This window comes from Aquirufa salirivi, from assembly GCF_045310485.1.
GTDB classification, from domain to species: Bacteria; Bacteroidota; Bacteroidia; order Cytophagales; family Spirosomataceae; genus Aquirufa; species Aquirufa salirivi.
Genome location: NZ_JBEWZH010000004.1, coordinates 331,341 through 352,073 on the forward strand (window position 1 = coordinate 331,341; position 20,733 = coordinate 352,073).

The 20,733-nt window shown below is 36.1% G+C and carries 19 protein-coding genes (1 of these 19 cut by a window edge); 17 read left to right on the plus strand and 2 right to left on the minus strand.

Features of this window, described 5'->3' with window-relative positions; translation table 11 throughout:
• Nucleotide 1 precedes the first annotated feature (1 nt).
• The 6 genes from U0R11_RS07620 to lon all read left to right on the plus strand — a co-directional run bounded on the left by U0R11_RS07620 (nucleotide 2) and on the right by lon (nucleotide 7,317).
• Nucleotides 2-979: a polyprenyl synthetase family protein gene (locus U0R11_RS07620; RefSeq protein ID WP_406751062.1), complete on the plus strand. Its 978-nt coding sequence runs from the start codon at nucleotides 2-4 to the stop codon at nucleotides 977-979.
• Nucleotides 980-1,027: 48 nt separating this feature from the next.
• Entirely contained in the window at nucleotides 1,028-1,651 is a 624-nt protein-coding gene (locus tag U0R11_RS07625) for a rhomboid family intramembrane serine protease (RefSeq protein WP_406751064.1), read from the plus strand.
• Nucleotides 1,645-2,817, plus strand: coding sequence for a 1-deoxy-D-xylulose-5-phosphate reductoisomerase (locus U0R11_RS07630; protein WP_406751066.1), 1,173 nt, complete (start codon nucleotides 1,645-1,647; stop codon nucleotides 2,815-2,817). The genes U0R11_RS07625 and U0R11_RS07630 overlap by 7 nt, the downstream gene beginning before the upstream one ends.
• 16 nt (nucleotides 2,818-2,833) lie before the next feature.
• Entirely contained in the window at nucleotides 2,834-4,225 is a 1,392-nt protein-coding gene (gene rseP, locus U0R11_RS07635; protein ID WP_406751068.1) for an RIP metalloprotease RseP, read from the plus strand.
• 3 nt (nucleotides 4,226-4,228) lie between these two features.
• Nucleotides 4,229-4,732, plus strand: coding sequence for a DUF6702 family protein (locus U0R11_RS07640; protein ID WP_406751070.1), 504 nt, complete (start codon nucleotides 4,229-4,231; stop codon nucleotides 4,730-4,732).
• Nucleotides 4,733-4,821: 89 nt separating this feature from the next.
• Nucleotides 4,822-7,317 (plus strand): endopeptidase La, encoded by a 2,496-nt coding sequence (gene lon / locus U0R11_RS07645; RefSeq protein ID WP_406751072.1) that lies wholly within the window; start codon nucleotides 4,822-4,824, stop codon nucleotides 7,315-7,317.
• Here lon and U0R11_RS07650 read toward each other — a convergent pair.
• Nucleotides 7,278-9,200, minus strand: a complete 1,923-nt coding sequence (locus U0R11_RS07650; protein ID WP_406751074.1) for a RecQ family ATP-dependent DNA helicase — start codon at nucleotides 9,198-9,200, stop codon at nucleotides 7,278-7,280. The genes lon and U0R11_RS07650 overlap by 40 nt on opposite strands.
• Nucleotides 9,201-9,365: 165 nt before the next feature.
• Between U0R11_RS07650 and U0R11_RS07655 the strand changes: the two genes are divergently transcribed.
• The 11 genes from U0R11_RS07655 (at nucleotide 9,366) to U0R11_RS07705 (ending at nucleotide 20,481) form a co-directional block, all read left to right on the plus strand.
• Nucleotides 9,366-9,578 carry a response regulator transcription factor gene (locus U0R11_RS07655; RefSeq protein ID WP_406751076.1) on the plus strand — a complete coding sequence of 71 codons (213 nt, stop codon included), beginning with the start codon at nucleotides 9,366-9,368 and terminating at the stop codon, nucleotides 9,576-9,578.
• 154 nt (nucleotides 9,579-9,732) lie between these two features.
• On the plus strand, nucleotides 9,733-10,017 hold the full coding sequence (locus tag U0R11_RS07660) for a hypothetical protein (RefSeq protein ID WP_406751078.1): 285 nt from the start codon (nucleotides 9,733-9,735) through the stop codon (nucleotides 10,015-10,017).
• Nucleotides 10,018-10,023: 6 nt separating this feature from the next.
• Nucleotides 10,024-10,755 carry a GLPGLI family protein gene (locus U0R11_RS07665; RefSeq protein WP_406751080.1) on the plus strand — a complete coding sequence of 244 codons (732 nt, stop codon included), beginning with the start codon at nucleotides 10,024-10,026 and terminating at the stop codon, nucleotides 10,753-10,755.
• A gap of 426 nt (nucleotides 10,756-11,181) precedes the next feature.
• A complete protein-coding gene (locus tag U0R11_RS07670; RefSeq protein WP_406751082.1) occupies nucleotides 11,182-11,919 on the plus strand; it encodes a GLPGLI family protein in 738 nt (245 codons plus the stop codon).
• Nucleotides 11,920-12,132: 213 nt separating this feature from the next.
• Complete coding sequence (locus U0R11_RS07675) at nucleotides 12,133-12,870, plus strand: GLPGLI family protein (RefSeq protein ID WP_406751099.1); 738 nt, start codon at nucleotides 12,133-12,135, stop codon at nucleotides 12,868-12,870.
• Entirely contained in the window at nucleotides 12,863-15,427 is a 2,565-nt protein-coding gene (locus U0R11_RS07680; protein WP_406751084.1) for a hypothetical protein, read from the plus strand. The genes U0R11_RS07675 and U0R11_RS07680 overlap by 8 nt, the downstream gene beginning before the upstream one ends.
• 331 nt (nucleotides 15,428-15,758) lie before the next feature.
• Nucleotides 15,759-17,234 (plus strand): DUF4301 family protein, encoded by a 1,476-nt coding sequence (locus U0R11_RS07685; RefSeq protein ID WP_406751086.1) that lies wholly within the window; start codon nucleotides 15,759-15,761, stop codon nucleotides 17,232-17,234.
• A gap of 428 nt (nucleotides 17,235-17,662) precedes the next feature.
• Nucleotides 17,663-18,853 carry a mannonate dehydratase gene (uxuA, locus tag U0R11_RS07690; RefSeq protein WP_406751087.1) on the plus strand — a complete coding sequence of 397 codons (1,191 nt, stop codon included), beginning with the start codon at nucleotides 17,663-17,665 and terminating at the stop codon, nucleotides 18,851-18,853.
• 139 nt (nucleotides 18,854-18,992) lie between these two features.
• Complete coding sequence (gene rpsL, locus U0R11_RS07695) at nucleotides 18,993-19,397, plus strand: 30S ribosomal protein S12 (RefSeq protein ID WP_109324130.1); 405 nt, start codon at nucleotides 18,993-18,995, stop codon at nucleotides 19,395-19,397.
• Between the two features lie 72 nt (nucleotides 19,398-19,469).
• Entirely contained in the window at nucleotides 19,470-19,937 is a 468-nt protein-coding gene (rpsG, locus tag U0R11_RS07700) for a 30S ribosomal protein S7 (RefSeq protein WP_109324129.1), read from the plus strand.
• Nucleotides 19,938-20,073: 136 nt separating this feature from the next.
• The gene (locus tag U0R11_RS07705) at nucleotides 20,074-20,481 is read left to right on the plus strand and encodes an RrF2 family transcriptional regulator (protein ID WP_109324128.1); all 408 of its coding nucleotides are present in this window, start codon (nucleotides 20,074-20,076) and stop codon (nucleotides 20,479-20,481) included.
• Nucleotide 20,482: 1 nt separating this feature from the next.
• Here the strand turns inward: U0R11_RS07705 and U0R11_RS07710 are convergent, their stop codons facing one another.
• Nucleotides 20,483-20,733 carry the 3' end of an RluA family pseudouridine synthase gene (locus U0R11_RS07710; RefSeq protein ID WP_166373933.1) on the minus strand. It continues 481 nt past the right edge of the window, so only the last 251 of its 732 coding nucleotides appear in the window; its start codon lies beyond the right edge, outside the window; its stop codon occupies nucleotides 20,483-20,485.

Sequence of the window (20,733 nt, forward strand, 5' to 3'; positions counted from 1 at the left end):
TATGATAAAAGAATTTTTACAAGTCTTAGATAGTGAGATAGATCGCATGGAGCAGGGGAAACAACCTGTGGAGTTGTACGAGCCTATTCAATATTTAATGGCTTTAGGAGGGAAGCGTATCCGTCCTGTGATGTGTTTGATGGCCTATTCATTATTTCGGGATGATTGGAAAACACAAGTTAAACCTGCCTTGTCCATCGAAGTATTCCATAATTTTACTTTGATGCACGATGATATCATGGACAAAGCTCCATTGAGAAGAGGTAAGCAAACGGTGCATGAGAAGTGGAATGATAACATAGCGATACTTTCAGGCGATGTGATGTTGGTAGAGGCTTATCAGTTTTTAAATCAAATCGAAGGAGTAAGTCTAGCTCAATTTCAACATATTCTAGAACGCTTTAGTTGGACTGCGGCTGAAGTTTGTGAGGGACAACAATGGGACATGAATTTTGAAGAAAGGAAAGATGTGCAAATTGACGAGTATATAGAAATGATCCGATTAAAGACTTCGGTATTGTTAGGGTTTTCGATGGAGATGGGAGGCTTATTGGCTCAAGTAGATCAAGGTATTGCTCAGCAATTATATCAAATTGGGGAGTTTGTGGGTTTAGGGTTTCAGTTGAAAGATGATTTATTGGATGTTTATGGTGACCCAGAGAAATTTGGAAAGCAAGTGGGAGGGGATATACTGGCTAATAAAAAAACATATTTATTGATTCGGGCTTTGGAATTATCTCAAGGAGAAATTCGCGATCGTTTGACCTATTGGATCAATCAAAAACAGGTTGATGCTGTTGAAAAAGTTAAAGCTGTTACTGAAATATATACTCAATTGGGTTTGAAAGAGGAAGTGGGTTTGCAAATTCAGTCTTATTTTGATCGTGCATTTGCTGGAATGGAAGCATTGCCTTTGCCGCAAGAAAAGAAAAATACCTTATTGTCTTTTATGGCAGGGTTGGTTGATCGGGAAGTTTAATGTAGCTTTGTGGCAATTATATGGCTTCATCACGAAGCTTTTTGTTTTATGGGGGATTCTATCAGTTTTATCATCATTGTCATTACCGTCTTGGTGTCTTTGTTGTGTTGGCAAAAGCCGGCACTTATGGATAGGATGACCATGAATCCGTTTAAAATTAACCGAAGGAAGGAGTATTGGCGTTTTATAACATCAGGATTCATCCATGCTGATTTTACGCATTTGTTTTTCAATTTGTTTTCATTTTTCTTTTTTGGCTTACAGCTAGAAAACATTTTTACCATATTATTCCCAGAATCAGGTCAAATCTTGTTTGTTATATTTTATTTAACAGCCATCGTGGCAGCAGATTTGCCCACTTACTTTAAACAAAGCAAAAACCCACATTTCAATTCTTTAGGGGCATCTGGTGCAGTATCCGCGGTTATTTTCGCAGGAATATTATTTTTTCCAACGGAGAAAATCTATTTATTTGGCATCTTAGGTATTCCAGGTTTTATTTATGCAGGTTTGTTTACTTGGTACTCCATTGCTATGGATCGTAGAGGAAGGGATTATGTGAATCATTCGGCCCATTTATATGGAGGATTATACGGTTTAGTATTTGTGACTTTTTTGTATCCAAAGGTGTGGTTGACGTTTGTTGAACAAGTAAAAGCGATGCTTTGGTAGTAGATCAAAAACATATTGCCATCTTAGGTTCCACGGGTTCCATCGGGACTCAAACTTTGGAAGTAATTTCATTGCATCCAAATCAGTTTAAAGTGGAAGTGTTGACGGCTCAGTCGAATGCTACCTTATTAATTCAACAAGCCTTGGAGTTTTTGCCAAGTCATGTGGTGATTGGAGATGAGAGTCAATATTCCCTAGTGAAAGAGGCTTTGGCGCATTTGCCGATTGAAGTACATTCCGGAGCCAAGAGCTTGGAATATGTGGTTTGTTTGGATGAGGTGGATGTGGTGTTGACAGCATTAGTGGGTTATGCTGGATTGTTGCCCACCGTGCGTGCTATTGAAGCCAAAAAGCCCATAGCGCTAGCTAATAAAGAAACATTAGTTGTTGCTGGGGCATTGATTATGCCCTTAGCGGCAAAGATGGGCGTCCCGATTTTACCCGTTGATTCAGAGCATTCAGCCATATTTCAATGCTTGATGGGTGAATCCCACAACCTCATTGAGAAAGTAATATTGACTGCTTCTGGAGGGCCATTTCGGTCTTGGAAGAGGGAACGATTAGCCAAAGTGACAAGGGAGCAAGCTTTAAAGCATCCCAACTGGACCATGGGCGCTAAGATAACCATTGATTCAGCTAGTCTGATGAATAAAGGTTTGGAAGTCATCGAAGCTGCTTGGTTATTTCAAGTGAAAGCTAATCAGATTGATGTAGTCGTTCATCCACAATCCATCGTTCATTCCTTAGTTCAATTTCAAGACGGATCTATCAAGGCACAGCTGGGTTTGCCTGATATGAAATTACCTATCCAATTTGCCTTGGCTTATCCAAATCGTTTGGAAGTGGATTTTCCTCGATTCAATTTTGCCGCTTATCCTAATTTGACATTTGAAGAGCCCGATATGGCTACTTTTAGGAATTTGGGATTGGCATTTGAGGCATTGGATAAAGGAGGAAATATGCCCTGTATATTGAATGCTGCCAATGAAATAGCTGTGGCGGCTTTTTTAGAAGATAAAATTGGCTTCCTAGAAATGTCTGATTTGATATCCGAAACCATGGAACGTGGAACTTTTTTGGCTAATCCGACATTAGAAGACTATGTTCAAAGTGATCAATTAAGTAGAGAATTAGCTACCCAATGGGTAGTAAACAATAGTAAATAGCAATTAAAGCAAGATTATGGAAGGTTTGATTATGGCGGGGCAATTGATTTTAGGATTGTCCATATTGGTAACATTGCACGAGTTTGGTCATTTCATTACTGCGAAATGGTTTAAAATGCGCGTAGAAAAATTTTATCTGTTTTTTGATTTTCTATTCCCAATTCCTTCTTTACTAAACTTTGCTTTATTTAAGAAGAAAATTGGCGATACAGAGTATGGTTTAGGCTGGTTTCCTTTAGGGGGATATGTGTCGATTGCTGGGATGATTGATGAAACACAAGATGCGGCTACTTTGGCTAAAGAACCTGAGCCTTGGGAATTTAGAGCTAAACCCGCTTGGCAGCGATTGATCGTGATGCTAGGAGGAGTGATTGTGAATATCATCACAGGTGTTGTCATTTTTATTTCATTGACCTATTCCAATGGGAATAATTACATTTCCAAAGAGGAATTAAATAAAAATGGAATAGTTGCTCTGGATTTAGGCCAACATATTGGACTTAAAACGGGGGATAAAATTATCCGTGTGAATGGGGCTGATTACAAGCAATTATCCGACTTGCGTTCGTCGGATGTACTACTAGGAGATAATTCATATTATACGGTTTTACGTGACGGGAAAGAGGTGGAAATTCAAATTCCAGCTAATTTTATTGGACAACTAAGTGATAAAAAGGCCGCTTTCATTGAGCCAATGACGAAATTTAAAGTCTTGGAAGTAACTGCTCCTAATCCTCCAAGTTTATTGGACAAATGGTTAGGTAAAGATTCAGAAGAGATGTTACCAGCCTTGTCAGCCGGTTTAAAGTCAGGAGATTATATTACGGCTGTCAATCAAACTCCGATTCAGTTTTACCATGAGATTCGAGAAGTATTAAGTAAGGAAGCAGGCAAACCTATTCGTTTGGCTATACTTCGTCAAGGAAAAGCAGACACCTTGGATATGGTGGTAGCTAAATCTGGACAAATCGGTTTTCAGGCGGATATTTTAATGAAAATGTCGCATGAAGATTACAGTTTTGGACAATCTGTGGGAATTGGATCAAAGCGTGCATTTTCAGTTATTACGGATAATATTCGTGGATTCAAGAAAATAGCCACTGGTGACGTATCGGCCTCGAAAGCATTGAGTGGCCCAATAGGGATCGCGCAAATGTTTGGAGGAGTGTGGGATTGGACAAGATTCTGGATGTTAACAGGTTTGTTATCTATGGCTTTGGCCTTCTTCAATGTTTTACCTATACCTGCTTTAGATGGAGGCCATGCGATTTTCTTATTGTATGAGATGATCACTGGAAAACCTGCCTCAGATAAGGTAATGGAACGTGCACAGCAAATCGGTATGATTTTATTGTTAGGTTTAATGGCTTATACTTTTGGAAACGATATTTTTAAGTCTTTCTTTTAAACGTTGAAAAAACAGCTTTTTTTCATTCTTTTGTTCCTTTTTTTATCTGTTGATAGTGTAGGAAGCAAAGAGCGCCATCCTTTCCACACCAGTGTTACGGAATGCGTGTACAATGAAAGGGAAAAATCCTGGGAGATAGCTATTCGTTTATTTCAAGATGATTTGGAGCAAGGCCTCAGCAGTTTTCACGGGAAAAAAGTGAGTTTTGAAAATGCCGCTAACATGGATGAGTTATTGGAGTCCTATATTCGCAAGCATTTTGGGTTTCAAGTAAATAAGCAATTACAAACGCCTTATCGCTGGATAGGCTGGGAGCCTAATCCAGATGTGATTTGGGTTTATGTGGAAATTCCTTCAGATCAAGATTTAGCAGGAGTGTTTGTTATGAATGATCTTTTGGTGGAACAATTTCCTGACCAAACTAATTTGTTACATTGCGCTAAAGGAGAAAAAAAGAAATCGTTTTTATTTCAAAAAAATCAAGTTCTCCATCAGATAGTGTGGTAATTTATCTGCCAACTTGTCTTATGGCATGAAATTTGTTTAAGCTCCATACGTCTTTCAAGATTGGAGGGTAAGATTAAATTAATGTGTGTATGAATAATCCAAATGACCTTTTTAAGCATTTGAGTCTATCGGATATTTCCGATTTCGAGAATATTGAGTTAATTCCTATTAGTGCTGAGGGATTGGAAAACAATGACAAAATGAGCGTTTTGTCAGACGAACTTCCCATTCTGCCAATACGTAATATTGTTTTATTTCCAGGTATGGTGATACCCATTACGGTAAGCCGCCAGAAATCAGTACGATTAGTAAAAAAAGCGTACAAAGGAGATCGAACCATCGGGGTATTAGTTCAAGCGAATAATTCAAAGGAAGAGCCTCAGCCAGATGATTTATACAAAGTTGGCACCGTAGCACACATCATCAAGATGTTTGTTCTACCTGGTGGAAACACCACCATAATTGTTCAAGGGCGTAAACGTTTTGAGGTCAGGGAATTCATTAAAACAGACCCAAACTTAATAGCGAAAGTGAACTATTTGGAAGACAATTTCCCGAAAAAATTGAATAAAGAAAATAAGGCACTGGTTTCTACATTAAAGGAATCAGCGTTGAAAATATTGAATTTGAATCCTGAGATTCCAAGGGAAGCCCAGATAGCATTAGATAATATTGATTCATCTGCCTTTTTAGTACATTTTCTTTCTTCCAACATCAATGCTGAATTAAAGGATAAACAAGAATTACTGGAAACATTGGATGGAATAGAGCAAGCTACGCATCTGTTGGAATACATGATGAAGGAAATTCAGCATTTGGAATTAAAGCGAGAGATCCAAAGCAAGGCTAGCAGTGATATTGACCAGCAACAGCGAGATTATTACATTCGTCAGCAAATCAAAGTCTTGCAAGAAGAGCTTGGTGTAGAAAGTCCAGAACAAGAATTGGATGGTTTACGCGCTAAGGGCGCTAAGAAAAAATGGTCTAAAGAAGTCAATGATTTTTTCTTGAAAGAATTGTCTAAGCTTCAAAGGACCAACTCCATGTCGGGTGAATATCCGATGTTGATGAACTTTGTCGAACTTTTGGTTGACTTACCTTGGTCAGAATATACCAAAGATCATTTTGATTTGATTAAGGCCAAAAAGATATTGGATGCTGATCATTTTGGATTGGAAAAAGTCAAAGAGAGAATCATTGAATACTTAGCGGTACTGAAGATGAAGGGAGACATGAAAGCACCTATTTTGTGCTTATATGGCCCTCCAGGTGTAGGAAAGACTTCCTTAGGAAAAAGCGTAGCCAAGGCATTAGGACGTAAGTATGTCCGTATGGCTCTTGGAGGTTTACGTGACGAAGCTGAAATTAGGGGTCATAGAAAAACCTATATTGGTGCGATGCCAGGAAAGGTGATTCAAAATATCAAAAAGGCGGGATCTTCCAATCCGGTATTCATCTTAGATGAGATAGATAAAGTGGGTTCAGATCACCGAGGGGACCCGTCGTCCGCTTTATTGGAAGTATTGGATCCAGAACAAAACAATAGTTTCATGGACAATTACTTAGAGGTCGAGTTTGATTTGTCTCGAGTGATGTTCATTGCTACCGCCAATAACTTAGATACGATTCATCCAGCTTTGCGTGACCGTATGGAGATTATTGAGGTGAGTGGTTATACCATGGAGGAAAAAGTACAAATTGCTAAAAAGCATTTGTTGCCAAAGCAGAAGAAAGAACATGGTTTGGAAAGGGCAGACTTTAGCATGACTGATACTGCTATCCAAAAAGTGGTAGAAGGTTATACGCGTGAATCGGGTGTTAGAAAATTAGAACAAGAGCTGGGAAAAGTTGTGCGCAAAATAACTAAATCTATTGCTATTGGTGAGGAGTATCCTCATAAACTACAAGCCGCCGATGTGGTACGTTTATTGGGTCAAGAAAACTTTGAGAACGATTCATACGAGAGTAATGAATACGCGGGCGTTGTCACTGGATTAGCCTGGACACCTGTGGGTGGAGATATTTTATTCATTGAAACGTTGTTGAGCCGAGGTAAAGGACAGTTGACTTTATCGGGTCAATTAGGGGATGTGATGAAGGAATCGGCCATGGCTGCTTTGAGTTTTTTGAAAGCCCATGCTGATTTATTGGATATCGATTATCGAATTTTTGATCAATATAATTTACATATTCACGTTCCGGCAGGTGCGGTACCTAAAGACGGTCCTTCGGCAGGAATTACCATGTTGACTGCGATAGCTTCGGCTTTGACACAAAGGAGGGTAAAGCCTAATTTAGCCATGACGGGAGAAATAACCTTGCGAGGGAAAGTGCTTCCAGTGGGAGGAATTAAAGAAAAGATTTTAGCAGCTAAGCGCGCAGGAATCAAGGAAATTATCTTGTGTCAAAAGAATAGAAAAGATATCGAGGAAATTGAACCGCGGTATATTACGGATCTAACATTTCATTATGTAGAAAATGCGATGGAAGTTTTAGCCTTGGCCTTATTGCATGAGCAAGTAAAAAATCCAGTACATTTTGTTCTTCAGGATGAGGCTAAACCTAACTCATCGGTAGCGGTATAGGTGATTTCACCTATGTCTAAGGCGTATTGAATGATTCGGATGGCTTCGTCTTTTGAAAGAGGGCGGAGGCAATCTACTAGGTTTTGTAAACTTAAAGAACCGTGTTGTAGGTAATGTAAAATTAGTTTACGTTCACTTTCATGACTTTCAGGATAGGCCTTCCCCGTGGAGGCCTTTTTTTGTTCAATGCAGGTATCGCAAATCCCACATTTTTTGTCCAAATTCTCTCCAAAATAAGCAACGAGTAATCGGGTTCGACATATTTTTTTATCTCGAACATAATGTTCTACTGCCTTGATTTTGCTCAGACTTCGGTCTTTCTTTTTATGGTAAGAGGTCCAGTCGATGGGTAACTGAGATACAGAGGCCCTTGGGCTGAGCAGCGTTAATTTCGCTAAGCCATTTTGTTTGTCATAATCCAACAATTCAAACTTTTCAAGCAAGGCTAAACTTCGTTCTATCTCAGCAACAGGAGCTTTGAATTGTTGGGATATGGCTGTTTCTGAAATAGGAACAAATTGTTGGTAGAGATTTCCACCAAACATCCTCAAAAGACATTTAATAAACGATTCAAATTTTTCATTGCGAATTTGAAAATCGTATAGTTCTGTGGCAGAAACATTGATTTTGATTTTGGATGGATTTTGGTAGGCATCATTTAACAAAAATAGGCCTTCTTTTTCCAATGTTTTAATAGCAAAAAAGGTTTCCGATGGAGGAAGATTGAATCGCTTTGCCATGTCGGACCAATCAAAATCATAGTGCATTAATTCCCCACTACCTTCAGGGATTTGTAAATAATTGCTGATGGTTTGATATACTTTTTTCAGAACGTCTGCTTCGGGATAGGATTTAGACCATTGCGAGCTGAGTTCTATGACATCTTTTTCTTCGACTAAAATAGCGGCATAAGCTTTCTTCTCATCGCGTCCGGCTCGACCTGCCTCCTGGTAATAGGCTTCTAAAGTATCGGGTAAATCGAGGTGGACCACCAACCGTACATCTGCTTTATCTATTCCCATTCCAAAGGCATTGGTGGCTACGATGGTTTGAATATGACCTTCAATCCATTCTTTTTGTCGGGAACTTCTTTCCTTGGGATCTAGACCTGCGTGATAAAAAGTAGAGGAAATTCCATGATGTTGGATCAATTCACTGATTTGCTGGGTCTTTTTTCTGTTTCGGACATAGACAATGGATGATCCAGGAACCCTTTGAAGCATTTGAATTAGCTTTTTTTCTTTGTTTTCTTCCCAAATAACAGAATAAGAGAGGTTAGCCCGACTGAAGCTCTTTTGGAATATCTGTGGTTTTTTGAAATCAAGCTTTTGTAAGATGTCTGCTTTGACTTCTGGATTTGCACTTGCTGTTAAGGCCATGCAAGGAGTATTTGGGAATAAATTTTTGAAAGATAGAATTTCCAAATATGATGGGCGGAAATCATATCCCCATTGAGATATACAATGTGCTTCATCCACAGCAATGAGCGAAATGTTCATTTGCTTAGCTCTTTCCAGAAATAATTCTGTTTTTAGTCTTTCTGGGGAGACGTATAAAAATTTGATATTTCCATAAATGCAATTATCGAGCAGTATATCGATTTGTCTCGGATGCATGCCTGAAAAGAGAGCTTCGGCAGCGATGTTTCTTTGTTTTAGCTGGTTTACTTGATCTTGCATTAAAGCAATCAAAGGCGAAATTACGAGGCAAATGCCTTCCATGGCCATGGCTGGAACTTGAAAGCAAATGGATTTTCCACCACCCGTAGGTAATAATGCCAGGGTATCTTTTTTGTCCAATATAGAACGGATTATCTCTTCTTGTAGGGGTCTAAAAGAGTCGTAATTCCAGTATTTTTTAAGAATGGCGTGGATATCCTGCATAGCTAATTCAAAGCTACCAAAAAAATAGTTAGACTATTTATGAACTTCTTGATTAATACATAAGATATGTAGGGATTGATAATATCAGTTATTTGATATTTTTCTATGATTAATTTGTATTATTGAATTAATGCTGCATACTTTTGGTATATATACCCACCACTAATGATACTTACTACTTCAAACATACACGATTTCACTAATCGGGAAATCGAAATAATTCATTTATCTCAACGAAATTTTTCTTGCCAAGAAATAGCGGTAAAACTGTTTATCTCAGAACATACTGTCCGAAAGCATCGACAAAATATTTTGATTAAAATAGGAGGTGTAGGAAAGAAGGATTTTAGATTATTCATTCGTAATTACCCTGAATAGGTGCTGGGCTATATACTTCCAAAATACTACTTAAATACTACTTTTTGCATAACGCGCACAGTTTTTTAGAAAATTAACTTTGAATCAAGTTTGCAAACCCTGGTATTACCCGAAAAACCACTAAGAAGTAGGGGATAATTTTAGTTTTTTTAATATGAAAAAGTTATTATCAATAATTTTATTCTTCATGTTGTTTCCTCAATTTATTTTCTCCAAAACAAATGAAAATAATAATTCACGAAATATCGAAAGAGCATTAACCTCTTGTACTGCAATCGCAGTTACAACATGCATTAGAGTAAATTCTCATGGAGAGACTTATACAGTCCAGATCTATTCAAGAGCAACTTCTTGGAGTCGGCGCGCACCTATAGCTGAAGTTTGTGCTGCGGCTCAAAGTGCTGTAACTGAAGCAAATATTAATGCATGTGGGAACTAATAGAATATGAAAACGATATTTTTATTACTATCAATTCTTAATTCATTCTTTTTAATAGCTCAAGAGGATTGGCACATAATCAATTACGATAATTATGTGCCATATACTTCAATGAAATTAAATTATTTATTAGTTACAGGAAATAAAGTCAGCTATTATTTTAATGTACCAAAAGGATTTAAAGCAAATCCTGAAATTTTAAAAAAATATATTTCTCCAATAAGAGTTATTGTCGTAAAGAGAAGCTTTGAGAATGAAATAATTACCAAGGAATTTAATCCTGAAAATTCGGATGAAGTATTTTATATAAAAGAAAATTTAGAAGGATTAGTAAAGTGGGAAATTCAAAATGAAAAAAAACAAATTTTAGGTTATACTTGTCAGAAAGCAATAAGTAATTTCCGTGGCCGAAGATATGTGGCCCACTTTTCCAGTAAGTTGCCTATTTCTGATGGCCCATTTAAATACTTTAATTTACCAGGCCTTATTTTAGAAGTTTATTCAACTGATGGGTTCGTGAAATTTTCTGCTAATTCTATTACGAAAGAGCATTTAAAAATTGACGCTTCTTCATTTGAACAATTAAAACCTAAATATATTTCTTATGAAAGCTTTAAATTCCAATTAGCGCAAATAATGGCAGAAAAATCAAAAAAGTATAATTCAAAGGCTAGTGTAGACGCAGATGGCATTCAATCCTCTGTAAGTTTTGGTATTGAACGAATCGAAAAGGATTAGAATTTTCAAAGGATAGAATTTTTAATTCATAGTAGTAAGCATGTTTTACTTTGAGTCCAATTTTGTCTTTGCTAAAAAAACTGAAAAAATTTATTAGTAATTAGGAGGTTTATTTTTTTTGAAAAAAATTAAGAATTAGAAGAAGATTATGGTTTTGTTTTTTGATAGAAAAAATTACTTAGCTTTTTCATTCTAAGTGCAGTGCCTTTCATTGGTAAAGCATATTGTACTACGGGTACATTTACTTCTTCTCATAGTGAAACGTATCGATATACTGTTTGCGTAACAGGGTCAAGCAATGATCAAGCATTAGCCAATAGTTACGTTGCTTATCTTCAAAGAAAAGCATACTAAAATTTCAGAAATTAAAGAGGTTGAATGTTTCAATCTCTTTAATTTTTTAAGTAACCTAAAACTTTTTTATTCATGAAAGTTAAAACTATTTTTCTGATTGGTGTATTTTCAATTTGTTCTACTATTCTATTTGCCCAAAATGTTGTTTTGGTAACTTATGAAGAAAATCAAAGTGGTAAAATTTCAATAACAAAATTGACAGTTAATAATAATCAAAGTATATACAAAACAATTTCTATCAAAGGCTTCGAAGAAACACCTGGAGAATTAAAAAAGATAGTTGATAATCTAGAAAAAAGCTCCATTTATCTTGTTAAGTTATTTCGTGAGAATAAAATTTTATACCCAGCCATTCGTGTATTTGATCAAAAAAAGCAAATCATTTTAGATTCATTGAATTGCATCAAGTGGAAATTGATAACGGGTACAACGAATGTTAAATACTTAGGTAGAAAGGTTAAAACGGCAAAGTGTCATTTCAGGGGTAGAAATTATTCGGCGATGTATTGTCCCGATATTCCAATATCAGATGGACCATTCAAGTTCAATGGATTACCAGGTTTAATATTAAAAATATCTTCTGATGACAATTTTGTTTCATATAATGCCACAAAAATAGAATTTTCTAAGGATGTAAAGTTTGATATTGCACCTAAATATTTTACCAATCAAATAAAATTTTGGGATTACGTAATTCTTGCCAAGAAAGAGATGGCGGCAGATTATCAACATTTTTTATCAACGCTTCCTCCCGAACAAAGAAACGTAAAATTTGATGTTAAAGTAGATCGAGTTGAAATGGTATTTTAACCTTATGGGAAAGATCAAAATTATCTGTATTGTTGAAAACTCGATAAGTCATATAAATCCATAATTGACCTCTTTAATCGATGTTAAAATCGATAGAATATTTAAAGACTAATTTCCCGTTAAATTCGAGGCCTTTTATACTTCTTCGCATCGAAAATAAAATTTTCATTGTTTTTAAATTAAACCCTAACCACCTTGAAACACTTAATCATATTGTCACTTTATTCTTGTTTTTTAAATCTACAAATAGTATCAGCTGAACAAGTTATTTCTGTAGAGTATAAGGAACTTTATGCGCAACCGCAATATATTTCCAATGGTACACCAATTTTCAAATTGATCATGTATCCGAATTACTCCGTCTATTTTAAGTCCGACTTTATTAAAAATAACTTACCTTTTTTTTCAGAAAATGAGCCTGATGAAAATTTCAAAAGGGCAAATGACTATTTATTTAAATTTTTTAAGGAGCAAAAAATTTTATCACTTTCAAATAAAATAGGTAATAAGTATTTCATTGTTTCTGATTCCATTCCATTGGTTAAATGGAAAATACTCAAGACTAAACCGATTCGATATTTGGGTTTAGATTGTTATCAAGCGCGTGGGCACTTTCGAGGAAGGCATTATACGGCATATTTTGCACCCAAAATTCGAAATCCTGATGGACCATTTAAGCTTTGTGGATTACCAGGACTAATAATCAAAATTGCCTCTGATGATCACTTCAAGATTTTTCAAGTGATTAAAATCAATTACCATGAAAAAGAGATTATTGGTGTTCCAGAAAAGTTTAAAGAGAAACCAATATCCTTTCCAAAATATGCTAGCTTACAGAGAGCGGCGGATAAAAAATTTATTCAAGAAGATAAAGCACGCTATCATTTAAAACCGGGGGAAACACGAGAAGTATATTTTGAATACTTAGGAAAAACAATTGAACTTGAATAGGTTTATCACAACTATTTTATTGGGTATATGGTGTGTTTTTTTTTCATTCCAAGTAAAAAGCCAAACCTCTAATTTCCGATTTAAATTGGTTGATGGATCGAATGGAAAGCGAATAGAACAAGGAATTATTACTTATGAGGACACTTTAGGGAATTTTGTCAAATTCACTAAAATCGATTCTAGTATGTTGTATGATCAAGTACCAAATACTACACTTAAACTTTCTATAAATGCATTTGATTATCATACCTATACGGAAGTGATATCATTCCCCATTCATGAATTAAAATATTTTTTCTTGAAGAAAGACACTAGCTACCTACTTTCAGAAGTAATTGTCCGACCTAAAAATTATAATTATTTGCCTGATACGGTTTCTATGAAAGTAAAGGATTTGCGCCTTTCTTCTGATATAAAAATTGAAGATGTATTAAAGCGTTTCCCAGGTATTAAAGTGGATGAAAATGGAAAAATTACCTATCGAAATAAGCCTGTAGAAACCGTTTTGTTGGATGGTGAAAATCTCATGGAGTCAAATTATGCCTTGGCAATAAAAAACATTAAGGTGGACGAAATTGATGAAATTGAGGCATATGACCATTTTTCGGAAAATTCAATCATTGCAGAATTAGGTTCGTCTCAATTGACTGCATTGAATCTTAAATTCGCGCGAAAATTTTCATATACCCAGTCGGGAAGAGTCAATGTCGGAATAGTGGAAAATCAATTAACTGGATACAATCTCCAATCAAACTCTATTATCAATACAAAATATGTAAAAACATTTGCCTTACTATCAACTAATAATTTTGGGGATAACCTTTCATCGATTAATTACCTTGATTACCGTGATGTGAGTCCATTGTATGAAAACGTTCCTCACTTTCCTTTGAATTATGGTGGCATATTTCCCAATATAGGCAAGTTGAAGTCTAATCGAAACAAACAGTTTTCAGGTAATTTGAATAACATATTCAAATTACACAGCAAATTAACCCTAAAATCATTCACCAATTTTTTGAGTGATGATTTTTCAAATAAACAATCAAACCAGACCACCATTAATTTACCCGAAAACAGCTTCCAAATATCCGATGATTTTAATTACCAAACCTTGCCCAAGAAATGGGGACAATCTGTTAATTTGAAATATCAACCAGCACACAATCTCATAATTGAAGGCAAATATTATTTAAACGATGGAAGGATTAATTATGTTACGAATCAAGTAATTAATACCGATGTAGGATTTAATTCACAGCAGAAAAGTGATATAAAGGATTATTATTTGGAAACTTTATCGACCCTTAAAGTAGGTCATAATTCGGCTATTCAACTCTTTTTTCAACATTTATCTAGTAGAAATGGGCTCAACCTGTTTATGAATTATCTGCATCCTATCAATCAGTCGATCAACCAATATCTTAATCAAACATATTTGGAAAGTAAGTTTACAGGTAAATGGGTAAAGGTTTGGATTCCTAAAAAATTAATAGCTGAAACTTGGTTTCAATCGTTGACATTGGAACAAGAATTGAATAATCAAGGAAAAAAATCATCTGATTTCATTGAATATAGAAATACCATTCATCAAGAATTCAAAGGAAACATTAGAGGATGGCAGTATTCAGCCAAGGTAGATAATGTTCAATTGAACGTGGATAATAATGGATTAAAAGAAACTAGAAGAATTTGGAATATGGAGTATGGGCTTAATTCAAGAATGTTTAAGCAAAATTTTCTCCTTAACTATAGTAAGTTCATTAATCCAAGTTATAGAAATTATTTCATTCACGACACCTTATTTCTTGATAGTAGAAATAAACGAATTGATTCCATTCAAATGGGAATTCCCTTTCTAGAAAAGTGGAATGCAATCATTTCAAATAATCAATTAAATAAGTTTTCTTATCAATTTAGCTTTACAAAAATCAATTATCAAGGAGGCTTCATTACAAATAATCATTTGTCCAACTTATTTAGTATTCAAAAATACCAATGGCAAAATTTATCAACTGAGCAAGAACAATTCAATGGGGAAGTCGCATGTTACATTAAAGAAATAGCAGTAAATTTCAAACTAGTGGGAATGCATTCGATTCTAAATTTTGCCAATTTTGTCAATAATGTTGATTTACGGAATAATAAATCAATTTCAAATGAACTTACCTTCAGTGCCAAATCAGGTTATCTGAAAAGCTTTAATTTTTATGAAGCTTTTACGATTGAAAATTCGATGTTTGAAAATCAATTCAGTTCATTTAGAAACACCGTGTATAAAAATGTGTTACAATTTAGTGTGACCACACCTCGAATCTTTAGCTACTTACAAATCAACTCATTTCAATTTTATCAAGGTGATGCATTCTTGCATTTTATTAATGCAAGTGTTGATATTAAATCAAAAAAGCCAAACCTTATATATACATTATCCATGGATAATTTACTCGATATTCGAAATCGAACAATTGTTTCCATAAATGATTTTTCTCGTACTGAGTATAAAAACTACTTGGTTGGCAGATTAATAAAATTGGGTGTGCAATTTTCTCTGTAATTTTTTTTCTAAAACGATTACATTTGTTTAATTGGTGTAGAATTGATTGCTATAAGCCAACCCTACAATCAATCTACTTAGAATTAACCTTAGTTTATTTCCTAGCAATAAGACTGAATGCCAATTGGGATTGTTGGATGCTTTAATTTTATAATTAAGTTGAAAGGTGTGATATTATTTGGAAAATAATTCAATCAAAAACTATTCACGAACGGAATATGAAATTTGTCAAATTGGGTAGGATACCTACATTGGGTTTGCATTTTCTTTTAGATTTCTTTCGGTCAATTATCTTTTTTTCTATATTGAAATTGATTTAACACAATAAAACATGCTGAACACTGTAGATCTAACATTATTAGAAAAGAAAGGTATCAAACCTTCCGAAGTACAAAAACAAATTGATTATTTTAAACAAGGATTTCCTTGGATGAAGTTAGATCGTGCTGCCAGTATTGGTAACGGTATTATTCATTTGTCGGATGCGGATGTGGATCGTTATGTCAAGCGATTTGAAGAGGCTAAAAAGACTATGTCCATTTTGAAAATGGTGCCTGCATCGGGAGCCGCGACCCGTATGTTTAAATCATTGTTTGAGCATTTGTCGGAAACAAAACCCAATAAGGAATCTTCAGTATTTTTTGATCGACTTAGTGAGTTTGCCTTTGCTCCTGAATTGAAAAAATTGTTGCCAGAGTGGTCAACAGAACAAGAGATTTTAGAAAACTTGTTGTTGAATAAGGGCTTGGATTATGGATCATTACCCAAGGGTTTATTGTCATTTCATTATTATGAAGATGAAGTAAGAACGCCTTTGGAGGAGCATTTAGTGGAGGCGGTAGAATATGCTTCAGATGGGAAGGATGCGTATTTGCATTTTACTGTTTCTCCTGAGCATCGTAGTCGTTTCGATGCCTTGGTGAATCAAGTTGTACCTAAATTAGAAGAAAAATTTCAAGTGAAATTTCATATTAGTTTTTCTGAACAAAAGCCAAGCACGGATACCGTTGCGGTAGATATGGATAATAATTTATTCCGTGAAGCTGATGGGTCGATGTTATTTCGTCCTGCTGGACATGGGGCTTTATTGGAAAATTTAAATGATTTGGACGCGGATTTGATCTTTATTAAGAATATCGACAATGTGGTTCCTGATAAATTAAAAGAAAGTACCATTGTCTATAAAAAGGCTTTAGGAGGATTATTGGTGGAGATATTGGATAAAATTAAAGTCTATGCTAAGGTGTTGGAAGGAGAGGTGAGTGCTTCTATCTTACAAGAAATACAGGATTTTGCCACAACATATTTAGGAATTCTGCCAGGTAAAGCTTGGGATGCACATACCCAAGCAGAGAAATTAGCCTTATTCAAAATGATTTTTAATCGCCCGACGCGTATTTGTGGAGTGGTAAAAAATACAGGAGAGCCTGGCGGCGGTCCATTTTGGTGTCGGGATCAGGAGGGGAATAGTACACTGCAATTGGTAGAATCTGCCCAAGTGGATATGTCCAATGAATCACAGAAGGCCATTTTTACAGGATCAACTCACTTTAATCCAGTGGATTTGGTTTGTGCTACGAAGGATGTCAATGGTAAGTCGTTTGATTTACTTCAGTATCGTGATATGAGTACTGGGTTTATTACCGAGAAAACGAAGGATGGGAAGAAGCTAAAAGCACAGGAATTACCCGGTTTATGGAATGGAGCAATGGCCTACTGGAATACCATTTTTGTCGAGGTTCCGTTGGACACCTTTAATCCGGTAAAAACGGTTAATGATTTATTGAGGCCGTCACATCAAAATTAAGGGACGTTTTGTTCCTGAATAAAAAGGCTTTAATTTTGCGGCCTTTGAAAGAGATAGATATTAAAGAAAGTATATAAATGCTTGATTACAAAAACCTTGCTTGGTATCCAGGCAAGGTTTTTTTTGTCCAATATCCTGGTCAAAATTATCAAGTTTTTTATATTATTTTGAGTAGGAAAGGCTAATTTTGTGTTCTTATTTTTATGTTGGAATTTTGTCTTGAAGATTTGTCAACTTAAGATTTGTCAACTTTTCAAAAGTTGACAAATCTAAGCGATGGGGCAGAATGATCCTTCATGCGATATTAAGCGAATGGAAATAATAGTAATCAACAGTAAGTGCTTGCAACTGAAAATTATGAAATCAATAGTTGATATTGCGAGGAAAACTAATTAAGTAAATTTCAATAGAATATATTCAGAATAAATATGGCATTAGAACAAACATGGCGATGGTTCGGACCCAATGATCCGGTAAGTTTATCGGATGTCAGACAAGCTGGCGCAACGGGCATTGTGAACGCATTGCATCAAATTCCGAATGGTGAGGTTTGGGAGTTAGATGATGTTTTGGAAAGAAAACACATTATTGAATCGGCGGGTCTAAGCTGGTCGGTGATTGAAAGTATCCCTGTCCACGAGGCAATCAAAACACGTTCAGGTAATTTTAAGACATACATAGAGCGCTATAAGCAATCGATTCGTAATTTGGCAAAAGCGGGTTTGGATACCGTTTGTTATAATTTCATGCCAATTTTGGATTGGACTCGAACCGATTTGGATTTTGAACTACCTGATGGCTCAAGAGCTTTGCGCTTCGATGCAGCTGAATTTGCTGCATTTGAATTGTATTTATTGAAAAGACCAGGTGCTGAAAATCATTATAGTTCGGAGCAAATCCAACGTGCCAAGACTTGGTTTGATCAGTCAAGCCCAGCTCAACGAGAGAAGTTGATCCGTAATGTTATAGCAGGATTACCTGGTAGTGAGGAAAGTTTTACTTTAGTTTCCTTTCAGGAAGCCTTAGATACATACACACATGTAGGCGAGGCTGAATTAAGGGAGCATTTGTATGAATTTATTCGGGAAATTACTCCTGTGGCAGAAGAATCTGGCGTCAACTTGTCCATCCACCCTGATGATCCTCCTTATCCTATTTTGGGTTTACCACGTGTGGTTAGTACAGAATCTGACGCTAAGCAATTATTAGCTTCTTATGAAAGCCCTAATAATGGTTTATGTTTCTGTACAGGTAGTTATGGAGTAAGAGAAGAGAATGATTTGGTCGGTATGGTAGAGCGATTGGGTGATCGAATTAATTTTATTCATTTACGAGCGACTCGTCGCGATGAATTTGGTAACTTCTATGAAGCAGACCACTTGGATGGGGATGTAGATATGTTTGGCGTGATGAAAGCCTTGGTACTGGAGCAAAAAAAACGAATTACCCAAGGGAGAAAGGATGTTAGAATGCCTTTTAGACCGGATCATGGGCATAAAATGTTGGATGATTTGCAAGTAGGTAAAAAGACTAATCCGGGATATACCGCTATTGGTCGATTAAGAGGATTAGCTGAACTGAGAGGCCTAGAATTGGGTATCGAAGGATTTTTGAAATAAAATTCCAAAATGATGTTTTGAATTCTATTTCTAATTGCTAACTTTGCACCCCCGTTACTATGGCATTACTCTATCCAAATGAGGTTAAGCTATTTAAGGGAATAAAAAAGATTTAAAATTTAAACGGTAATTATTTAAAATGCCAACTATTCAGCAATTAGTGCGCAAGGGCCGTGAGCAAATGACTTGGAAATCTAAGTCACCTGCTTTGGATTCTTGTCCACAAAGAAGAGGAGTTTGTACACGTGTGTACACAACTACTCCAAAGAAACCCAACTCAGCTATGCGTAAGGTAGCTCGTGTTCGTTTAACTAACCAGAAAGAGGTGAATGCCTACATTCCAGGTGAGGGTCACAATTTGCAAGAGCACTCGATCGTATTGATTCGTGGTGGTCGTGTGAAAGACTTACCAGGTGTACGTTATCACATCATTCGTGGAGCATTGGACACAGCCGGTGTATCTGGTCGTTTACAATCTCGTTCTAAGTATGGTGCTAAGCGTCCTAAACCAGGTCAAGCCGCAGCTCCAGCTAAGAAGAAGTAATATTTTTTAACACAAAGATCCAGTATGCCTCGGTGAAGGCAGAAGTTTGGGTCGACATTAAACATTAACACCATGAGAAAGGCGAAACCAAAAAAGCGCTATTTATTGCCAGATCCTAAATTTAGGGATGTATTAGTAACTAAGTTTGTAAACAACTTGATGTATGACGGTAAAAAGTCAGTGGCATTCACTATTTTTTACGATGCTTTAGATAAAGTAGAAGAGCGTACGAAAGAGAATGGTTTAGAAACTTGGAAAAAAGCATTAAACAATGTAATGCCATCTGTAGAAGTAAAGAGCCGCCGTGTAGGTGGAGCTAACTTTCAGGTTCCAACGGAAGTGCGAGCTGAACGTAAAGTTGCGTTAGGAATGAAGTGGTTAATTGGATATGCAAGAAAAAGAGGTGACAAAACAATGATGGATCGCTTAGCGAATGAGATCATTGCTGCATCTAAAGGTGAAGGAGCTGCTGTGAAGAAGAAGGATGATACACACCGTATGGCGGAAGCGAACAAAGCGTTCTCTCACTTCCGTTTTTAATAAATGATTCTTTAGAAGGGCCAACCGCAAGGTTGGCCTTTTTTATTTAAGCTGATTTTTATCACAATTTGAGAATTTGGCAAATCTTGATAAAATGTTTAGCTTTGGTCAGTTCCTATTTAATCCCTATTGACAAATGATTTCTAAGAAGGCAAAGTATGCTTTGAAGGCGTTGAAAGTGTTAGCTCAGGCTTATGAAAAAGGCCCGTTGTTGATCTCACACATTGCAGAATCAGAGAATATTCCTAAAAAGTTTTTAGAAGCCATTCTATTAGAGTTAAGAAATCATGGAATTCTTCAAAGTCAAAAGGGCAAGGGGGGAGGATATTATTTACGTATTCCTCCAAGTCAAGTGACTTTTGCCAAAATTATCCGAATTGTGGATGGCCCGATTGCGCCAGCGCTTTGTGTATCCTTGCATTTTTATGGTAAGTGCGACGACTGTGCCAATGAGGAAACCTGTAAGTTACGTTCTGTTTTAGCCAAATGGCGTGATGCCAATTTATCTGTTTTGGAAAAAACGACTTTAGAAGAGCTGATCTAGGCTATTCGTATAAGTGATCTAAATTCTTTTCTTTTACCTCTTCCGCATCAAGCTCTAGGAACTCTTCCCAGAATGAATTGTTAGGCACAGCCGCTTTGCAAATAATGGGTGTTTTCTTGATAGGATGAACAAAGTATAATCTACGGGCATGTAGGTTGATACTGGCATCGGGGTTTGGTCGGTCATAACCGTATTTGATATCTCCTCGGATAGGACAACCCAATGTGGCCAATTGCACGCGAATTTGATGAG

Excerpts from the sequence above, each read along its gene's own strand:
- U0R11_RS07625 (WP_406751064.1), top strand. The coding sequence starts at position 1,028 with ATGGGGGATTCTATCAGTTTTATCATCATTGTCATTACCGTCTTGGTG.
- U0R11_RS07650 (WP_406751074.1), bottom strand. The coding sequence starts at position 9,200 with ATGCAGGATATCCACGCCATTCTTAAAAAATACTGGAATTACGACTCT.
- U0R11_RS07620 (WP_406751062.1), top strand. The coding sequence starts at position 2 with ATGATAAAAGAATTTTTACAAGTCTTAGATAGTGAGATAGATCGCATG.
- rseP (WP_406751068.1), top strand. The coding sequence starts at position 2,834 with ATGGAAGGTTTGATTATGGCGGGGCAATTGATTTTAGGATTGTCCATA.
- lon (WP_406751072.1), top strand. The coding sequence starts at position 4,822 with ATGAATAATCCAAATGACCTTTTTAAGCATTTGAGTCTATCGGATATT.
- U0R11_RS07665 (WP_406751080.1), top strand. The coding sequence starts at position 10,024 with ATGAAAACGATATTTTTATTACTATCAATTCTTAATTCATTCTTTTTA.
- U0R11_RS07660 (WP_406751078.1), top strand. The coding sequence starts at position 9,733 with ATGAAAAAGTTATTATCAATAATTTTATTCTTCATGTTGTTTCCTCAA.
- rpsL (WP_109324130.1), top strand. The coding sequence starts at position 18,993 with ATGCCAACTATTCAGCAATTAGTGCGCAAGGGCCGTGAGCAAATGACT.
- U0R11_RS07655 (WP_406751076.1), top strand. The coding sequence starts at position 9,366 with ATGATACTTACTACTTCAAACATACACGATTTCACTAATCGGGAAATC.
- U0R11_RS07670 (WP_406751082.1), top strand. The coding sequence starts at position 11,182 with ATGAAAGTTAAAACTATTTTTCTGATTGGTGTATTTTCAATTTGTTCT.
- uxuA (WP_406751087.1), top strand. The coding sequence starts at position 17,663 with ATGGCATTAGAACAAACATGGCGATGGTTCGGACCCAATGATCCGGTA.
- rpsG (WP_109324129.1), top strand. The coding sequence starts at position 19,470 with ATGAGAAAGGCGAAACCAAAAAAGCGCTATTTATTGCCAGATCCTAAA.
- U0R11_RS07705 (WP_109324128.1), top strand. The coding sequence starts at position 20,074 with ATGATTTCTAAGAAGGCAAAGTATGCTTTGAAGGCGTTGAAAGTGTTA.
- U0R11_RS07685 (WP_406751086.1), top strand. The coding sequence starts at position 15,759 with ATGCTGAACACTGTAGATCTAACATTATTAGAAAAGAAAGGTATCAAA.